Consider the following 16,420-nt stretch of genomic DNA (forward strand, 5'->3'; position numbering starts at 1 on the left):
GCCCGACCCAAACCCTGTGGGTCTCTGGCGGGCGGGGGGGGGGCCGTCCGACCCGGCGCCCCGGGCCGGGCCCGCGGCGCCGCGCCCGGCGCCCCCGGCCGCGGCCCCCCCCCCCGGCCCGGGCTCAGCGCGAGTAGCCCTCGGCCGCCAGCCCGAGGATCGCCGCGAGCTGCCCGGCATCGGGCACGCCCTTGTACCGGTCGGGGTGCGCCTCGACCAGGGCGGAGACGGGCCGCCAGCCGCCGCCCGGCACCGGGGCCACCCGGACGCTCCACACCGCGAAGCCGGTCCAGCTCCGGTGCAGGTGCAGGACGCCCTCGGCGGTGTAGGACTCCCACTTCTGGTCCATGTCCCGGGAACGCAGCCCGCCCCGGATCCGCTGCCACTGCTCCTCGGTCCACACCACGTCCGGCACCGGGCACCGGCGCGGCAGCACGATCGGCTGCAGGTGGCGCCGGTCCGCCGGCGCGGAGGCCACCCGGCCGGGCGCCGGGAAGGTCCACCCGGGCAGCGGCTCGCGGGCGGCCATCCAGGCGGCCGGGATGCCGGCGGTGCCGGTGTACGCGGCGACGACGCCGCCGGTGATGGCGGCGACGGTGTCCATGTCCCCGCCCGCGGCGACCGCCTCCCACACCGCCGCTGGGTAGTCGGCGAGCCGCCGGGCCGCGCACCAGAGCGCGTACGGGACGGTGTCGGCGGCGCTGGTCCGGCTGCCGTTGCCGAGCGCCTCGGCCGCGACCCGCAGGTCCGGCTCGCCGAGCAGGCCGATCGCCTCGGTCAGACCGTCGTGGACGGCCCCGCGCGGCGTGAGTGCGGCGACGGCGGCCAGGAAGGTGTTCGGGGTCATGGTCTCGGTCCGGGCCCGCACCGCGTAGGCGGCGGCCACCGCGACGGCGATCGTGCCGTCCACGGCCTGCGGGTGGGTGTGGGTGATCACCGCGGTGCCGGCGGCCGGCCCCACCACCGCGGACGGGTCGTCCGCGTACAGCGCCCCCAGCGGCGCCACCCGCATCGCGGCGCCGTTGCCGTAGGAGCCCTGGCCGTCGAAGAGTTCCGCGGCCAGGGCCGCGGCGTCGCCGCCCTCGCGGACCAGCCGGAGCAGGCGGTTGGCGGCCGGGCCGTATCCGCGGTCGAAGTCGTGCCGGCGGGCGAAGGAGTGGGTGAGATCGAAGGTGTCGATCGCGCCGCGCTCGCTCCGGGCCGCGTACACCGAGCAGGCCATCTCGGTGTCGTCGGTCCACGGCCAGGGGCCGGGAGGGGCGGTACGGGCGGCGAGGTGGGCCGCGGCGGTGTCCGGAACGAAGAACTGGGCGCCGAGGGCGTCTCCGACGGAGAGTCCGTTCAACGCGTCGAGTGCGGGGCCGGTGTGAAGGGTGGTCATCGGGTTCGTCATCGCGCCCAAGCTCAGCCGTCCGACCGGCCCCGCGTCAACCTCGTTCCCGCACGGCTCCCCCGGCGGGCGATGTTCCGCATACTTCCCACCCAGGCGGGAAGCACCCCGCCATGACCCGCGCCGGCCTCCTCGACCCGCTCCTGCTGCTCGGCGCCGACCAGCAGCACATCGTCACCCGCGCACAGTTGCGCCGCCTCGGCGTGCCACCCGGCACCATCGCCCACCGGCTGCGGCCGGGCGGGCCCTGGCAGCAGGTGCTCCCCCGGGTGATCTGCCTGCAGAACGGGCGGCTGACCGCCCATCAGCGGCTGCGCGCGGCACTCGCGTTCGCGGGGCCGAAGGGCCGGGCGCCGCAGGCCGGCGAGGTGCTGCTGACCGGGGTGGCGGTGCTGGCCGGCGCCGGCCTGCCGTCCGCCGGGCACCCGGCCGACCTTTCCGAGGTCGACGTCCTGATTCCCGGCCGACGCCGGGTCGCCGACCGGGAGTTCGTCCGGGTGCACCGCGCGTGCGGGGCCATGCCGGGCGGCTTCGAGCGGGACGACGGGCTGTGGAGCGCCACCGTCGCCCGGGCGCTGGAGATCGACTCCCGGGCCTGGCACCTGCGCCCGGCCGACCACGAGCGGAGCCTCGCCCGGGCCGACCGGTTCACCGCCGCCGGGCTGCCGGTGGTCCGCACCACCCCGGTCCAGCTGCGCCGCGATCCGGCGCCCGTGCTCAGGGAGTTGACCACCCTGCTGACCGCCGGACCGCACACCCCGCACACCCGGATCAGCTGGCGCCGGGCCCGCTGAGGGCGTGGTGTACGAGGCGTCCGGCGGCGCCCCGGGCCCCGTGCCCCCGGCTCAGGAGGTCCTACGTTGTTGATGGGTCAGACGGGCCAGTCGTATGGTCCAGAGATCCAGAGACACCGGGTATGGCTCTCAGGAGGTTGCCTTCGATGGTTCCCCGCACCAGGCCGCCCGGCGTCTCACGGCGACTCGACCGCTAATTAGGAGCTGCGGGCCCCTCGGGTGCACCGCTGAGTAGGACCACGCCGGCGAGGTCGTCCGGAGCACGGAACGCGATCGAACGACCGGAGGTACAGGTGGCCCGGATCTGGGCGGGCACGGACATCGGCAAGACCCACCACCACTGCGTGGTGCTGGACACCGAGGGCAGGAAGCTGCTCTCGCGCCGGGTCCTGAACGACGAACCGGAGCTGCTGGCCCTGCTCGCCGACGTGCTGGCGCTGGACGAGGACGTGGTCTGGGCGGTCGACGTCGCCGATGGCATGGCCGCCCTGCTGATCAACGTGCTCCTCAACCACGGCCAGCACCTGGTCTATATACCCGGCTTGGCGGTGAACCGGGCCTCGGCCGGCTACCGGGGCATGGGCAAGACCGACGCCAAGGACGCCGTCGTCATCGCCGACCAGGCCCGGATGCGCCGGGACCTGGCCGTCATCCGACCGGACGACGAGCACGCCGTCGAGCTGAGGATCCTTACCGACCGTCGCTCCGACCTGGCCGCCGACCGCACCCGCAGGATCAATCGACTGCGCGGGCAACTCATGGGAATATTCCCGGCGTTGGAGCGGGTTCTGGACCTGGGCAACATCGGCCCGCTCGTCCTGCTGGCCGGTTACCAGACCCCGGCGGCCCTGCGCCGCACCGGCCGAGGTCGCCTGGAGTCCTGGTTGCGCAACCGCAAGGTCCGCAGCGCCGACGTCCTGGCTCAGGCCGCCCTGGAGGCGGCCGAGCGCCAGCACACCACCGTCCCCGGGGAGAAGATCGCCGCCCAGGTGATCCGAACCCTGGCGAAGGAGGTGATGGGCCTCAACGAGCAGATCACCGAGATCGACAAGCTCATTGCGGCCCGGTTTCGCGACCACGGCCTCGCCGAAGTGATCGCCAGCATGCCCGGCATCGGCCCGCTGCTGGGCGCCGAGTTCCTGGCTGCCACCGCCGGCGACATGAGCCGCTTCGCCAGCGCCGACCGCCTCGCCAGCTTCGCCGGAGTCGCCCCGGTGCCCCGCGATTCCGGCAGCATCAGCGGCAACCTGCACCGCCCCCGGCGCTACCACCGGGGCCTGCAACGCGTCTTCTACACCTCCGCGCTCATCAGCATCCGCAACTGCGAGGAGTCCCGCCGCTTCTACGAACGCAAGCGCGCCGAAGGCAAGCGACACACCCAAGCTGTCCTCGCTCTGGCCCGACGACGCGTCAACGTCCTTTGGGCCCTGATCCGTGACGGACAGTGCTACCAAGGTGGACTTCCCGTCACAGCGGCGGCTTGACAACAACATTAGGAGGTGCCGTATTCGGCGCCCGCCGCCTCGGCGGCGGCCACCAGCCGCTGGAGCTCGGCGAGATGGCCGGCCAGCGCTGCACGGCCGGCCTTGGTGGCGGCGAGCCACGTCCGCGGGCGCTTGCCGACGTACCCCTTCTTCACCGCGACGTAGCCGGCCTCCTCCAGCGCGGTCGCGGCCTTGCTGAGCACCGAGTCCGAGACCGCGCAGTGGTCCCGGACCGCCCCGAACTCGGCCTCGATGCAACCGCTGAGGAACGCCAGCACGACGAGCCGGGTGGGGTGTTGCAGCAGCGGATCGAGCCCGGCCATCAGACGACCGCCGCCGACTCGCGCCGGATCCTGGCGTTCAGACGCACCATGGCCAGCCAGAACATCGCCCCGGCCGCGCTGCCGGCCGCGCCGCAGATCCACCGGGCGTCGCCGCCCAGCAGGTACACGAGACCGGCCACCGCGAGGCCCCCTGCGAGCACCTGCAGGACCGCGAGGGTCACCGGCCCGCCGTACCCGGGCGTCCAGCCCCTCGCCACGCCGCCGCGCCGGGTCACGGCGGCGCCCAGTGCGCCGCTCGTCGCCGCGAAGCCGGCGCCCAGGACACCGGCCATCCAGCTCAGGTCGGCCCAGAGGGCGTAGCCGAGCCCGATGCCGTACAGCGCGAAGCCGACCCCGATGGTCGCGCCGTACCAGTCGGGCGCCACCTGCGGCGCCTGCGCGGCGGCGCGCGCCTGTTCGGCGAGGCGCAGCGCCTCGGCGGCAGGCAGGACGGGCTGGACGGGTTCGGCGCTGCTCATGGAATCCCCCTACGCGTGTGCGAGGGCACCCCGCCCTCGTGATTCCACCATGGCATCTACTTTCCAGATTGGAAAGCACTTTCTGCGGATCGGGATACCACTGCACCGGGCGCCGGCCGCGCCGGCCCGTCAGCAGCGCGCGTCGATCTCCTGGAAGGTGCCGTAGTGGTCCGCCGTCCAGTACTGCTCGCCGGCGTTGCCGGTCACGACGCGGCGGGTGCCGCGGTCGGCGGAGCCCGGGGTGACGACGGTGAACTCGTGGTAGTAGCCGGAGGCCTTGCGCGGGAGGCGGCTCTCGCGGTTCTCGAAGACGATGCCGTCCGAGCGGTAGGGGTACGGTCCGCCCTTGGCGATCAGCACGAGGGTGTCGCGGGCCTCGCCGGGCAGCCTGCTGCGGCAGACGTCGGCCAGCGCGGGGTCGGTGGGCACCCAGCCGGCGGACGAGGCGACGGAAGAGGCGGCGCTGGAGGGCGCGGAAGCGGCGGAGACGGCGCCCTTCGGGTGGCCCGTCCCGCCGTCGGAGTGGCCGCACCCGGCCACGGCGGCGACTGCGGCGAGCGCGGCGATCAGGACGGCCACCGGGGCGGGCGCGCGGTTCGTGCTGGTCATGCGGTCCAGCTTGGCAGCCGTCCGGGTCCGGCCCGGGCCGGCCACACGCGTGGCCGCGAGACCTGCGGCCGCACCGGGCCCCGCGGAAAACACACCCGGCCGGGGTGGGAACGGACGCCGTTGTCCGTTCCCACCCCGGCCGGGTTACGTACGCCGGTTCTCCTGCGCCGAGCTCCGGTGTACGCCCTCCCGTGCGGGAGGGATCGCGGTCAGCGACGGGATCGCGCCGTGGTCGGGCGGGCCCTCCTCACCGATGCCTGGTGGGGAGGGCGCCTACCCGCTCAGCGCGAGTCGCTGCCCGCAGACTCGATGGCGGCGCGGCCGGCCTCCAGGCGCGCCACCGGGATCCGGAAGGGGGAGCAGGAGACGTAGTCCAGCCCCACCTCGTGGAAGAAGTGCACCGACTCCGGGTCGCCGCCGTGCTCGCCGCAGACGCCGAGCTTGAGGTCGGGGCGGGTGGCCCGGCCGGCCTCGACGGCGTGCCGGACCAGCGAGCCGACGCCGTCGCGGTCGATGGTCTCGAACGGGGAGACCCCGAAGATGCCCTTCTCCAGGTAGGCCGTGAAGAACGAGGCCTCCACGTCGTCCCGGGAGAAGCCCCAGACGGTCTGGGTGAGGTCGTTGGTGCCGAAGGAGAAGAACTCGGCGGCCTCGGCGATCTGGCCGGCCGTCACGGCGGCGCGCGGCAGCTCGATCATGGTGCCGAGCTTGATGTCCAGCTGGACGCCGGTGGACTGGGCGACCTCGGCGAGCACCCGCTCGCACTCGTCGCGGACCAGCTCCAGCTCCTGGACGGTGCCGACCAGCGGGATCATCACCTCGGGACGCGGGTCCCCGCCGGCCAGCTTGCGCTCGGCGGCGGCCTCGGCGATGGCGCGGACCTGCATGCCGAACAGGCCGGGGATGACCAGGCCGAGGCGGACGCCGCGCAGGCCCAGCATCGGGTTCTGCTCGTGCAGCTTGTGCACCGCCTGGAGCAGGCGCAGGTCGTTCTCGTTCGGGTCCTTGCGGGCCTCGGCGAGGGCGACGCGCACCGACAGCTCGGTGATGTCCGGCAGGAACTCGTGCAGCGGCGGGTCGAGCAGGCGCACGGTGACCGGCAGCCCGTCCATCGCCTGGAAGAGCTCCAGGAAGTCGCCCTTCTGCAGCGGCAGCAGGGTGGAGAGCGCGAGCTCGCGGTCCTTGTCGTTGTCCGCGAGGATCAGGTGCTCGACCTCCTTGCGGCGCTCCTCACCGAGGAACATGTGCTCGGTGCGGCACAGGCCGATGCCCTGGGCACCGTAGCGGCGGGCGCGCCCGCCGTCCTCGGAGTTGTCCGCGTTGGCGCGCACGGCGAGCCGGCGGCGGCCGTCGGCGTGCGACATCAGCCGGTGCACGGCCTGGACCAGACCGCCCTGGACGTCTGCGCCGGCGTGCAGGGTGCCCTCGAAGTACTCGACCACGGGGGACGGCAGGACGGGTACCTCGCCGAGGTAGACCTTGCCGGTGGCACCGTCGATGGAGACGACGTCGCCCTCCTCCAGCACCAGGCCGTCGGCGGTGGTCATCCGGCGGCGCTTGGTGTCGACCTCCAGCTCCTCGGCACCGCAGACACAGGTCTTGCCCATGCCGCGGGCGACCACGGCGGCGTGCGAGGTCTTGCCGCCGCGCGAGGTGAGGATGCCCTCGGCGGCGATCATGCCGTCCAGGTCGTCCGGGTTGGTCTCGCGGCGGACCAGGATGACCTTCTCGCCGGAGCGGGACCACTTCACCGCGGTGTAGGAGTCGAAGACGATCTTGCCGATCGCGGCGCCCGGCGAGGCGGCGAGGCCCCAGGCGATCTGCTTGGAGGTGGCGTCCGGCGCGAAGCGCGGGAACATCAGCTGGGAGAGCTGGCCGCCGGTGACCCGCATCAGGGCCTCGTCCAGGTCGATCAGACCCTGGTCGACCAGCTGGACGGCGATCCGGAAGGCCGCGGCGGCGGTGCGCTTGCCCACGCGGGTCTGCAGCATCCAGAGCTTGCCGCGCTCGATGGTGAACTCGATGTCGCAGAGGTCGCGGTAGTGGTTCTCGAGCTTCTGCATGATCGCCATCAGCTCGTCGTACGACTTCTTGTCGAGCTGCTCCAGGTCGGAGAGCGGCAGGGTGTTGCGGATGCCGGCGACGACGTCCTCGCCCTGGGCGTTCGACAGGTAGTCGCCGTAGACGCCGACCGCGCCCGTGGAGGGGTCACGGGTGAAGGCGACACCGGTGCCGGAGTCCTCGCCGAGGTTGCCGAAGACCATGGTGCAGACGTTGACCGCCGTGCCCAGGTCGTTCGGGATGCGCTCCTGGCGGCGGTACAGCCGCGCCCGGTCGCCGTTCCAGGAGTGGAAGACGGCGTGGACGGCGAGGTCCATCTGCTCGCGCGGGTCCTGCGGGAAGGCCCGGCCGGTCTCGCGCTCGACGATGCCCTTGAACACCTCGACCAGTTCCCGGAGGTCGGAAGCGTCCAGGTCCAGGTCGTTGGTGGTGCCCTTGGCGTGCTTGGCCTCGTCGAGGGCCTCCTCGAACAGCTCGCCCTCGACGCCCAGCACGGTCTTGCCGAACATCTGGACCAGGCGGCGGTAGGAGTCCCAGGCGAACCGCTCGTTGCCGGACTGCGCGACCAGGCCGACCACCGAGGCGTCGGAGAGGCCGATGTTCAGGACGGTGTCCATCATGCCGGGCATGGAGAACTTCGCCCCGGAGCGCACCGAGACGAGGAGCGGGTTGTCGGCCTGGCCGAGCTTCTTGCCCATCTCCTGCTCGAGCGCCTCCAGGTGGGCGCTGATCTCCTCGTGGAGCGAGGTCGGCTCGCTGCCGGTCTCCAGGAAGACCTTGCAGGCCTCGGTGGTGATGGTGAACCCCGGAGGGACGGGGAGACCCAGGTTGGTCATCTCGGCCAGGTTCGCGCCCTTGCCGCCAAGAAGATCCTTGAGGTCCTTGTTTCCTTCGGTGAAGGAGTAAACAAACTTCTGCTGGGACGGCACGGGTCGGTCTCCTCGTACGCGGTTGCCCTGACGCCGGAGAACATACCCATTTCGAAGGCACTTTTGCGTCCCCGATAGGCCGTACGAGGCCAGTACCCAGCGGTAACCCGGCAGATCGAAAGCACATAAAGGCGTTCACCTCTGTTGGTGAAATCGTCCGGCTGACGCTAGCTTGCCTTCAAGTCTTGAACGCATTGAAACCGGAAGATCACACGAACGAGACGGAGGGTAGTGGCCGACGGGCCACCGTGGTGCCCCGGCTTGATTTCCTGCAACCGGACCGGCCGATCCCGCGCCGACCCCCTTCGGGAAGCGATTCACCGCCGATGTGGCCATTTCGTCCCCTGAGTGACCGTCAGTCGCCACCGCATGTGGCAAGCGTCACGAGCACGTCCCACCGTTCGAACGTAGTCCGCCTCCGCCGAGTGTCGCACTGCGTCCAGGATCGTGCCCGCTGCGTGACATTCCTGCGCCGAAAAGGAGCCCTCTTGGCCAGATTGGCCAAGAGGGCTGGGACGTGGCGGCAGTCGGTGACCGAGGGCCGTTTTCGCCGCTACGGACAGATCATCCGCCGGAGCTGTCCGATTCGGCGTCCGCGCTGGGCAGGGCGCAGTCGTACGGATCGTCCAACCAGCCTTCGGGGAGGACCACCCGGTTGTTGCCGCTGGTGCGCCCGCGCGGGCCGTCCGCGCCGGCCGGCCAGAGCTGGGACTGCTCCACCTGGGCGAGGGTTCCGGCCAGCTCGGCCAGCGAGGACGAGTTGGCCAGCTTCACCCGCAGCTCGGAGCCGACCGAGAAGCCCTTGGTGTACCAGGCGACGTGCTTGCGGAAGTCGATCACGCCGCGGGTCTCGTCCTCCAGCCACTCGCCGAGCAGCTGGGCGTGGCGCACCATCGCCCGCGCCACGTCGGCGAAGGACGGGCGGGCGTGGTCGACCTCGCCCTCGAAGATCGCGACCAGGTCCTTGAACAGCCACGGGCGGCCCAGGCAGCCGCGGCCGACCACCACGCCGTCGCAGCCGGTCTCGCGCATCATCCGCACCGCGTCGTCCGCCGACCAGATGTCCCCGTTGCCGAGCACCGGGATGTGCGCCGGGACGGACTCGCGCAGCCGCGCGATCGCCGACCAGTCCGCGGTGCCGCCGTAGTGCTGGGCGGCGGTGCGGCCGTGCAGGGCGATCGCGGAGACGCCCTCCTCGGCGCCGATCCGGCCGGCGTCCAGGTAGGTGAGGTGGTCGTCGTCGATCCCCTTGCGCATCTTCATGGTGACCGGGAGGTCCCCGGCGTTGGCCACCGCCTCGCGGAGGATCTCGCGCAGCAGGTTCCGCTTGTACGGCAGCGCCGAGCCGCCGCCCTTGCGGGTCACCTTGGGGACGGGGCAGCCGAAGTTGAGGTCGATGTGGTCGGCCAGGCCCTCCTCGGCGATCATCCGGGCCGCCTTGCCGACGGTGGCCGGGTCCACCCCGTACAGCTGGATCGAGCGCGGCTTCTCGCTCGCGTCGAACTTGATCAGCTGCATGGTCTTGGCGTTGCGCTCGACCAGGGCCCGGGTGGTGATCATCTCGGAGACGTACAGGCCCCGGATGCTGCCGGGGTGGGACGAGGAGCGGGTCGAGGGCCGAGTCTGGCTAGGCGGAGGAGGGAGTAGCAGCGGAGCTGCGGCGACCGACGACAACGACGCCGGGCGAGAGTCATCGGCCCGCGACGCCGCCCCGGCAGCATCCGGGGCCTGCTGTCCTCTGCCGCCGCTCTGCTCGCGGCAGAGGGTGCGGAAGGGGGCGTTGGTGATGCCGGCCATCGGTGCCAGCACGACGGGCGGCCACACCTGCATCGGGCCGATGGTCAGCGGCGCGAACTCGGTGGCGGTCGCGGTGGGTGCGGGCGTGACTGTCATGCGCGGCTGACCTCGGGGACGGGGGTTCGGGACTCTTCATTGTCCCCCACCCGGCGCAGCGCCCTGCGGCCGTCTCCCCCGACCCCGTCCTCGGGCCCCGCCCGGCCCCCGGCTCAGCCCTCCGCGGGCACCACGTTCACCGCGCCCGAGGTGGTGGTGACCCGGACGGTGTCCGGACTGGCCGGGTCGGACAGCCCCGTGTCCACGTGGACGTCGCCCGAGCCGTGGTCGACGGCGAAGCCGTAGCCCGCGCCGTGCGGCAGGGTCAGCGACACCTCGCCCGAGGTCACCCCGACCGACACCGCGTGCGGCGGGCGGACGAAGTCCAGGTCGACCGAGCCGGAGGTGGCACTCACCTCGACGTGGCCGGAGGCGAGCCCGGTGGCCTTCACCATCCCGGAGGTGGTCCGCGCGTACAGCTTCCCGGAGAGCCCGGACAGCTGGAGCGCCCCCGAGGAGGCCGAGAGCCGGACGTCCCCGCTCAGGCCCTGGACGTCGATGCTGCCGGACGACGCGTCGCCGTCCACCGAGACGGCGGCCGGCACCTCCAGCTCGATCAGGGCTCCGCACCCGAAGTCCACGACCGGCAGCACCTGGTTGCAGCGCATCCGCACCGTGACCAGGTCCCCCACGACGAGGGTCTCGACCCGTGGCCGGCGCACCGTCCAGTCCAGCCGCTGGGTCACCCGGAACCGGCCGGGCTCACCCGGCCTGATCCGCACCGCCGCGCTGCCGGTGTCCAGCTGCACCCTGGTCACCGCGACCGGGTACGCACGCTCGTACATCCGCTGCTGCTGCACCACCAGCCCCCAGGTCTGCACGGCACCGAACGCCGTGGCCAGCACCAGCGCCAGCGTCCCGGTGATCCGCCAGGCCCGCTGCCCGCGGTCCGTCCCCCGTCCCCCCGCCACCGCTACCCGACCTCCAGGAACCGCAGCACCGCCAGCACCCGGCGGTGGCTGTCGTCGGCCGGCGGCAGGTCGAGCTTGGTGAAGATCGAGTTGATGTGCTTGGCCACCGCGCTGTCGCTGACCACCAGGGCGGCGGCGATCGCGGCGTTGGAGCGGCCCTCCGCCATCAGGCCGAGCACGTCCCGCTCGCGCGGGGTCAGCTTCTCCAGCGGGTCCCGGTGGCGGCGGACCAGCAGCTGGGCGACCACCTCCGGGTCCAGCGCCGTCCCGCCCTCGGCGACCCGCTGCAGGGCGTCCACGAAGTCGTCCACGTTGGCCACCCGCTGCTTGAGCAGGTAGCCGACCCCGCTGGTGTTGGTGGCCAGCAGGTCGGCCGCGTACCGCTCCTCCACGTACTGGGAGAGCAGCAGCACCGCCACCTCCGGCCACTGCCGGCGGATCATCAGCGCCGCCCGGACGCCCTCGTCGGTGAAGCCGGGCGGCATCCGGACGTCCGCCACCACCACCTTCGGCCGGTGCTCCGCCACCGCGGCGAGCAGCGCCTCGGCGTCCCCGACGGCGGCGGCCACCTCGAAGCCCACCGCCTCCAGGACCTTGACCAGGCCGACCCTCAGCAGGACCGAGTCCTCGGCGATCACAGCACGCACGGCAACTCCACGGTGATGGTGGTGGGGCCCCCGAGGGGGCTGAGAACGGACAGGGTGCCGTCGACCGACGCGGTCCGCTGGCGCAGGCCGGTCAGCCCGGTGCCCCGGGAGGCGTCCGCGCCGCCGACGCCGTCGTCGCTGACCACCAGGCACAGCCGGCCACCGGCCGTCCGCACCGAGAGGTCCACCCGGGACGCCCGGGCGTGCTTGGCCACGTTGGTGAGGGCCTCGGAGACGGTGAAGTAGGCGACCGCCTCGACGGTCGGCGCGATCTTCTCGGTGAGGTCGACGTCGAGCCGCACCGGCAGCGGGGCGCGGGCGGCGATCCCGGAGAGCGCCGCGTCCAGGCCGCGGTCCTCCAGGACGGCCGGGTGCAGGCCGCGGACCAGGCTGCGCAGCTCGTCGATGGCCGCCTGGGCCTCCTCGTGCGCGTCCACGATCACCTGCATGGCCTCGGGCGGGACGTCCTTGAGCGTGCGCCGGGCCAGGCCCAGGTTCATCGCCAGCGAGGTGAGCCGCTGCTGGGCACCGTCGTGCAGGTCGCGCTCGATCCGGCGGCGCTCGGCGTCGACGGCGTCGACCAGGCCGGCCCGGCTCTCGGCGATCTCCTCGACCCGGCGCTCCAGCGTCTCCGCCCGGCCCGGGCCCAGCAGCCGTCGGGCCGCCCGCTCCTCCAGCCGGGCCAGCAGGGCGACCGCCCAGGGCAGCACCGCCAGCAGCAGGAGCCCGCCCACGGTGGCCGGGAGGTCCAGCTTCACCAGCTGGTCGCGCACCGGGCTGGAGGCCGGCATCAGTGACGCCCAGCCGTAGACGGTGGCCATCACCACGCCGGCGCCCCACGCGTACAGCAGGCAGAGCGAGCCGAGCGCCAGCACCGGGCCGACCAGCAGGTGGTAGCCGACCTGACGCCAGCTCACCCCGGTGCGCAGCCGGGTCAGCAGGCCCGCCGGGGTGTCCGCCGGCTGCAGCAGCACCGGCACCTCGACGCCGCGCAGGGTGCGCAGGCGGCCGCGCTGGGCCGCCGTCAGCAGCCGCAGGCAGAGCAGGGTCAGGGCGAGGACCGGCAGGAAGGCCTTGGGGGTGAGGCAGGCCAGCCAGACCGGCGCGGCCAGCGGGATGCCGGCGGCTATGAAGCGGGTCTCGCGCCAGGTGGCCGCCGACCACGGCGGCCGCTCGGCGCTCCTGGCGAGCACGCGGCGCAGCGGGGTGGAGGGCATGGGCGACAGCGTAGATCGCCAAGATCGTCCGGCGCCATGAAGGGGGCTGCACAAGGGGGGTGTAGCCAGGTACACCCCCGGTTCGGTGCGGTGCACTACCGACGCGGGGCGGTGCCGGACGGAAGTCTGGGGGGCATGACGAGCACTGCATCGCACTCCGCCACTCCGCCGCACGGGCGGCCCGCAGAAGGGGCACCCTGCGCCGGCCCCGCCCTGGACGGCCTCGGCACGCCGGACGCCCACGGCACGCTGCCGGCCGGGCCGGCGGGTCTGACCGGCACGCCCGGGCCGTGGTCGGTGCGCAGCGCCCGGGCGACCCGGGGGCGGGCGGCGCTGGAGGTGTACGAGCACGGCGAGTTGGTGGACGTGCTGGTCGCGGCCCGGCTCGTCCCGGAGCTGCTGGGCGGCGCCCGGCGCTGCACGGGCGCCGGGCGGGGGGCGGACGGGTCGGGTCTGGCCTGGGGCCGGCTGCCGGTGGACGGTGCACCGGTGGTGCGGTTCACCCGCGGCTGGGCGGCCGGGCGGGTGCTGGAGACGCCCGAACTCGTCACGGTGGGCGGGGAGTTCTGGCTCGCCTGGGCGGCGGGACGGTTCACCGGGGTCCGCGTGGAGCACGCGGGCCGCTGTGAGCGGCAGCCGCTGGTGAAGGTGCGCGGCCGCGGCCGGGGTGCGCGATGAGCACCGCCGTCCTGTCCCGCCGTCCGGCGCCGGGCCCCGGTCTCGCGCTGCCCGCCTGGGCCGAGCGGGTGCCGGTGCTGGCCGCGGTGGCGCTGCTGCCCTGGCTGGCCGTGCTGGCCGTCGGCCACGAGACCGCCTGGGTGGTCCTGGACCTGCTCGAACTCGCCGCGCTGCTCTCGCTGGACGCGCTGCTGCGCCGGCGCAGCCCGGCCGCGATCCGGCCCGCCCTGGTGGTGGCGCTGCTGCTCGTCGGCGACGCGCTGGCCGACCTCGCCACCGCCGGGCCGGGGCACGCGGCGCTCGCCGCGCTGACGATGGCCGGCTGCGTCGAACTGCCGCTGGCCGCCCTCTGCCTGGCGCTCGGCCGCCGCGCGGCCCGTGCCTGAGCGCGTGCCTGCGGCTGCGGCCGTGGGTGACGCTCGCTAGGCGAGGCCGCCCGCCATGAGCTCCATCCGCGCACGGGTCTCCTCGTCCCGGGGCGTGTAGGCGATGAGACGGGTGCTGGGCCGCGGCCCCAGCCAGAGGCTCGTGTAGTCGCAGTGCAGCAGTCCGACGCCCGGCACCAGGAACCGCTTGAGCCCGTTGCCCGGGTTCATCACGTCGTGCCGCTGCCAGGCCGCCTCGAAGTCCGGCGAGGCCTTGCGCAGCCGGGCGAGCAGCGCCTTCCAGGCCGGCTCCGCACCGTGGTCGGCCATCCCCGAACGGAACCGGGCGACCATCCCGTCGCGCTCGTTCTCGTGCTCGACCAGCACCTCCCGGAAGCGCGAGGGCGTGAACGTCATCCACATCAGGTTCCGGTCCTCGAAGGGCAGTTCGTCGATGTTCCCGACGATGTGGGTGTACGAGGGGTTGTACGCCAGCACGTCGTAGCGGGAGTTGACCACCGCGGCCGGCATCGGCGACATCTGCTCCAGCACCAGCCGGATCGCCGGGGTGATCGTCAGACACTCCGTCACCGGCGCCGGGTCCTCCGCGCCGGCCAGCACGAACAGGTGCCCCCGTTCGGCCGGGTCCAGCAGCAGCGCGCGGGCCACCGCGTCCAGCACCTGCGCGGACACCTGGATGTCCCGCCCCTGCTCCAGCCACGTGTACCAGGTCACCCCGACCGCGGCGAGCTGCGCGACCTCCTCACGGCGCAGGCCCGGCGTGCGGCGGCGGCCGGTCATCGGCAGGCCGACCTGCTCGGGTGCGATCCGCTCGCGGCGGCTGCGCAGGAAGGCGGCCAGTTCGTGCCGCCGGGCCTCGGCGGGTGCGACGGGGGCGGTGCGCGCGGCGGCGGGGGCTTGCGACAGGCTCATGCGCTCCAGCATGCGCCACCCTGAACCCTGTTGCCAGGTACTTCTTATACCTGGATAACCAGACTCTGGTACCAGGTTGCCGGGGCCCGCATCGTATGACCCGTGACCCAACAACTCGCCGTCGCCAGGACCACCGTCGCCGCGACCACCGCCGCCCCCGCCCGGCCGACCCCGGCCGCCACCGCCACCACCGCCGCCACTCCCGATACCGCCCCGGCCTCCCTCGGCACCGCCGGGCTGGTGACCGTCCTGCTCGGGGCCTTCCTGCCGATGCTCGACTTCTTCATCGTCAACGTCGCCCTGCCCACCATCGATCGCGACCTCGCGGCCGGCCCCGCCGTCCTGGAGCTGGTCGCCGCCGGGTACGGCATCGCCTTCGCCGTCCTGCTGGTCCTCGGCGGCCGGCTCGGCGACATCTTCGGCCGCCGCCGGCTGTTCGTCGTCGGCGCCGCCGCCTTCGCCCTCACCTCGCTCGCCTGCGGACTCGCCCCCGGCGCCTGGACGCTGGTCGCCGCCCGCGCCGCCCAGGGCGCCTCGGCCGCGCTGCTCATCCCCCAGGTGCTCGGCACCATCACCGCCGCCACGCACGGCGCCCGGCGCGGCCGCGCGCTCAGCATCTACGGCGCGGTGGGCGGCATCTCGGTGGTGATCGGGCAGGTGCTCGGCGGGATGCTGGTCGCCGCCGACGTGTTCGGCACCGGCTGGCGCTCCGTCTTCCTGCTGAACGTCCCGTTCGCCCTGCTCGCGCTCGTTCTGGCGGTCCGTTACGTCCCGGAGAGCCGCGCCGAGCGGGCCGCCCGCATCGACGTCCCCGGCACGCTGCTGCTCACCGCCGCGCTGCTCGCCCTGCTTGTCCCGCTGATGGAGGGCCGCGCCGCCGGCTGGCCGCTCTGGTCCTGGGTGCTGCTCGCACTGTTCCCGGTGTTCACGGCCGCGTTCGCGGTGGTGGAGCGCCGTGCCGAGCGCAACGGCGGCTCGCCGCTGGTGCCGCCGACCCTGCTGCGGATCCCCGAGATGCGGCGCGGACTCGGCATCGCCCTCCCGTACTTCGGCGGCTTCGGCGGCTTCATGTTCGTGGTCGCCGTCGCCCTCCAGCAGGGCCTGCACCTCGGACCGGTGGCCGCCGGCTGGGCGCTGGTCCCGATGGCGGTCGGCTATTTCGGCGCCTCGCTCGCCGGTCCCCGGCTGATCGGCCGCTTCGGCAGCCGGGTGCTGACTGCCGGTGCCCTGGTGCAGGCCGTGGGCCTGGCCACGCTGGCGCTCACCGTGCTCGCCGACTGGCAGCACTTCTCGCCGCTGCGGATGGCCCCCGGCGTCGCGCTCGCCGGCATCGGCCAGGGCCTGATCGGCACCCCGCTGTTCCGCGTCGTCCTCGCCAAGGTGCCCGCCGACCGGGCCGGTGTGGGCAGCGGTGTCCTCGCCACCAGCCAGCAGTCCAGCCTCGCGCTCGGCGTCGCCACCCTGGGCACCCTCTACCTGGCCCTCTCCCCCACCCTGGGGATGGACCGTGCGCTCGCCCTCTGCCTCGGCATCCAGCTCCTCGGCTCGTTCACCATCTTCGGCCTGACGCTCCGCCTCCCGCGGTCGGTCGGCTGACCGCCCGTCGTCGGGTCACGACCGGCACCACCCCTGGCACCATCGATGACACCACTAAGCCATCAGGCGGCCCCGAGGACGGCGCCGTCACCACGAACTCCGGATCGAGGC

15 protein-coding genes are annotated in these 16,420 nt (G+C 73.5%); 5 read left to right on the forward strand and 10 right to left on the reverse strand.

Features of this window, described 5'->3' with window-relative positions:
- Window positions 1-124: 124 nt before the first annotated feature.
- The gene (locus ABZ885_RS22730; protein WP_360191471.1) at window positions 125-1,381 is read right to left on the reverse strand and encodes an ADP-ribosylglycohydrolase family protein; all 1,257 of its coding nucleotides are present in this window, start codon (window positions 1,379-1,381) and stop codon (window positions 125-127) included.
- A gap of 122 nt (window positions 1,382-1,503) precedes the next feature.
- Between ABZ885_RS22730 and ABZ885_RS22735 the strand changes: the two genes are divergently transcribed.
- Window positions 1,504-2,184, forward strand: a complete 681-nt coding sequence (locus tag ABZ885_RS22735) for a hypothetical protein (RefSeq protein ID WP_360191474.1) — start codon at window positions 1,504-1,506, stop codon at window positions 2,182-2,184.
- A gap of 293 nt (window positions 2,185-2,477) precedes the next feature.
- Window positions 2,478-3,668 carry an IS110 family transposase gene (locus tag ABZ885_RS22740; RefSeq protein WP_360191477.1) on the forward strand — a complete coding sequence of 397 codons (1,191 nt, stop codon included), beginning with the start codon at window positions 2,478-2,480 and terminating at the stop codon, window positions 3,666-3,668.
- 8 nt (window positions 3,669-3,676) lie between these two features.
- Here ABZ885_RS22740 and ABZ885_RS22745 read toward each other — a convergent pair whose 3' ends face one another.
- The 8 genes from ABZ885_RS22745 to ABZ885_RS22780 all read right to left on the reverse strand — a co-directional run bounded on the left by ABZ885_RS22745 (window position 3,677) and on the right by ABZ885_RS22780 (window position 12,737).
- Entirely contained in the window at window positions 3,677-3,991 is a 315-nt protein-coding gene (locus ABZ885_RS22745; RefSeq protein ID WP_360191480.1) for a transcriptional regulator, read from the reverse strand.
- On the reverse strand, window positions 3,991-4,470 hold the full coding sequence (locus tag ABZ885_RS22750; RefSeq protein ID WP_360191483.1) for a hypothetical protein: 480 nt from the start codon (window positions 4,468-4,470) through the stop codon (window positions 3,991-3,993). The genes ABZ885_RS22745 and ABZ885_RS22750 overlap by 1 nt, the downstream gene beginning before the upstream one ends.
- Window positions 4,471-4,599: 129 nt before the next feature.
- Entirely contained in the window at window positions 4,600-5,079 is a 480-nt protein-coding gene (locus ABZ885_RS22755) for a ribonuclease domain-containing protein (RefSeq protein ID WP_360191486.1), read from the reverse strand.
- 281 nt (window positions 5,080-5,360) lie between these two features.
- Entirely contained in the window at window positions 5,361-8,069 is a 2,709-nt protein-coding gene (ppdK, locus tag ABZ885_RS22760) for a pyruvate, phosphate dikinase (protein ID WP_360191489.1), read from the reverse strand.
- 564 nt (window positions 8,070-8,633) lie between these two features.
- The gene (gene dusB, locus ABZ885_RS22765) at window positions 8,634-9,962 is read right to left on the reverse strand and encodes a tRNA dihydrouridine synthase DusB (RefSeq protein WP_360191492.1); all 1,329 of its coding nucleotides are present in this window, start codon (window positions 9,960-9,962) and stop codon (window positions 8,634-8,636) included.
- Between the two features lie 113 nt (window positions 9,963-10,075).
- Window positions 10,076-10,873: a DUF4097 family beta strand repeat-containing protein gene (locus ABZ885_RS22770; protein ID WP_360191495.1), complete on the reverse strand. Its 798-nt coding sequence runs from the start codon at window positions 10,871-10,873 to the stop codon at window positions 10,076-10,078.
- Window positions 10,874-10,875: 2 nt separating this feature from the next.
- On the reverse strand, window positions 10,876-11,520 hold the full coding sequence (locus tag ABZ885_RS22775; protein ID WP_360191498.1) for a response regulator transcription factor: 645 nt from the start codon (window positions 11,518-11,520) through the stop codon (window positions 10,876-10,878).
- Entirely contained in the window at window positions 11,508-12,737 is a 1,230-nt protein-coding gene (locus tag ABZ885_RS22780) for a sensor histidine kinase (protein ID WP_360191501.1), read from the reverse strand. Before ABZ885_RS22780 ends, ABZ885_RS22775 begins: the two co-directional genes overlap by 13 nt.
- A gap of 135 nt (window positions 12,738-12,872) precedes the next feature.
- On the opposite strand from ABZ885_RS22780, the gene ABZ885_RS22785 reads away from it, so the two are divergent.
- Window positions 12,873-13,415 (forward strand): hypothetical protein, encoded by a 543-nt coding sequence (locus tag ABZ885_RS22785; protein ID WP_360191504.1) that lies wholly within the window; start codon window positions 12,873-12,875, stop codon window positions 13,413-13,415.
- Entirely contained in the window at window positions 13,412-13,801 is a 390-nt protein-coding gene (locus tag ABZ885_RS22790) for a hypothetical protein (RefSeq protein ID WP_360191507.1), read from the forward strand. The genes ABZ885_RS22785 and ABZ885_RS22790 overlap by 4 nt, the downstream gene beginning before the upstream one ends.
- A 36-nt stretch (window positions 13,802-13,837) precedes the next feature.
- Here the strand turns inward: ABZ885_RS22790 and ABZ885_RS22795 are convergent, their stop codons facing one another.
- The gene (locus ABZ885_RS22795) at window positions 13,838-14,713 is read right to left on the reverse strand and encodes a helix-turn-helix transcriptional regulator (RefSeq protein WP_360191510.1); all 876 of its coding nucleotides are present in this window, start codon (window positions 14,711-14,713) and stop codon (window positions 13,838-13,840) included.
- Window positions 14,714-14,953: 240 nt separating this feature from the next.
- Between ABZ885_RS22795 and ABZ885_RS22800 the strand changes: the two genes are divergently transcribed.
- Window positions 14,954-16,309 (forward strand): MFS transporter, encoded by a 1,356-nt coding sequence (locus tag ABZ885_RS22800; RefSeq protein WP_360191513.1) that lies wholly within the window; start codon window positions 14,954-14,956, stop codon window positions 16,307-16,309.
- The last annotated feature ends 111 nt before the right edge of the window (window positions 16,310-16,420 follow it).

It is taken from the genome of Kitasatospora sp. NPDC047058 (genome assembly GCF_040643935.1).
Taxonomy (GTDB): Bacteria; Actinomycetota; Actinomycetes; order Streptomycetales; family Streptomycetaceae; genus Kitasatospora.

Bases quoted from the DNA above. Each gene is read 5' to 3' on its own strand.
- ABZ885_RS22790 (WP_360191507.1), top strand. From the start codon at position 13,412: ATGAGCACCGCCGTCCTGTCCCGCCGTCCGGCGCCGGGCCCCGGTCTC.
- ABZ885_RS22780 (WP_360191501.1), bottom strand. From the start codon at position 12,737: ATGCCCTCCACCCCGCTGCGCCGCGTGCTCGCCAGGAGCGCCGAGCGG.
- ABZ885_RS22755 (WP_360191486.1), bottom strand. From the start codon at position 5,079: ATGACCAGCACGAACCGCGCGCCCGCCCCGGTGGCCGTCCTGATCGCC.
- dusB (WP_360191492.1), bottom strand. From the start codon at position 9,962: ATGACAGTCACGCCCGCACCCACCGCGACCGCCACCGAGTTCGCGCCG.
- ABZ885_RS22785 (WP_360191504.1), top strand. From the start codon at position 12,873: ATGACGAGCACTGCATCGCACTCCGCCACTCCGCCGCACGGGCGGCCC.
- ABZ885_RS22735 (WP_360191474.1), top strand. From the start codon at position 1,504: ATGACCCGCGCCGGCCTCCTCGACCCGCTCCTGCTGCTCGGCGCCGAC.
- ABZ885_RS22795 (WP_360191510.1), bottom strand. From the start codon at position 14,713: ATGAGCCTGTCGCAAGCCCCCGCCGCCGCGCGCACCGCCCCCGTCGCA.
- ABZ885_RS22745 (WP_360191480.1), bottom strand. From the start codon at position 3,991: ATGGCCGGGCTCGATCCGCTGCTGCAACACCCCACCCGGCTCGTCGTG.
- ABZ885_RS22750 (WP_360191483.1), bottom strand. From the start codon at position 4,470: ATGAGCAGCGCCGAACCCGTCCAGCCCGTCCTGCCTGCCGCCGAGGCG.
- ABZ885_RS22730 (WP_360191471.1), bottom strand. From the start codon at position 1,381: ATGACCACCCTTCACACCGGCCCCGCACTCGACGCGTTGAACGGACTC.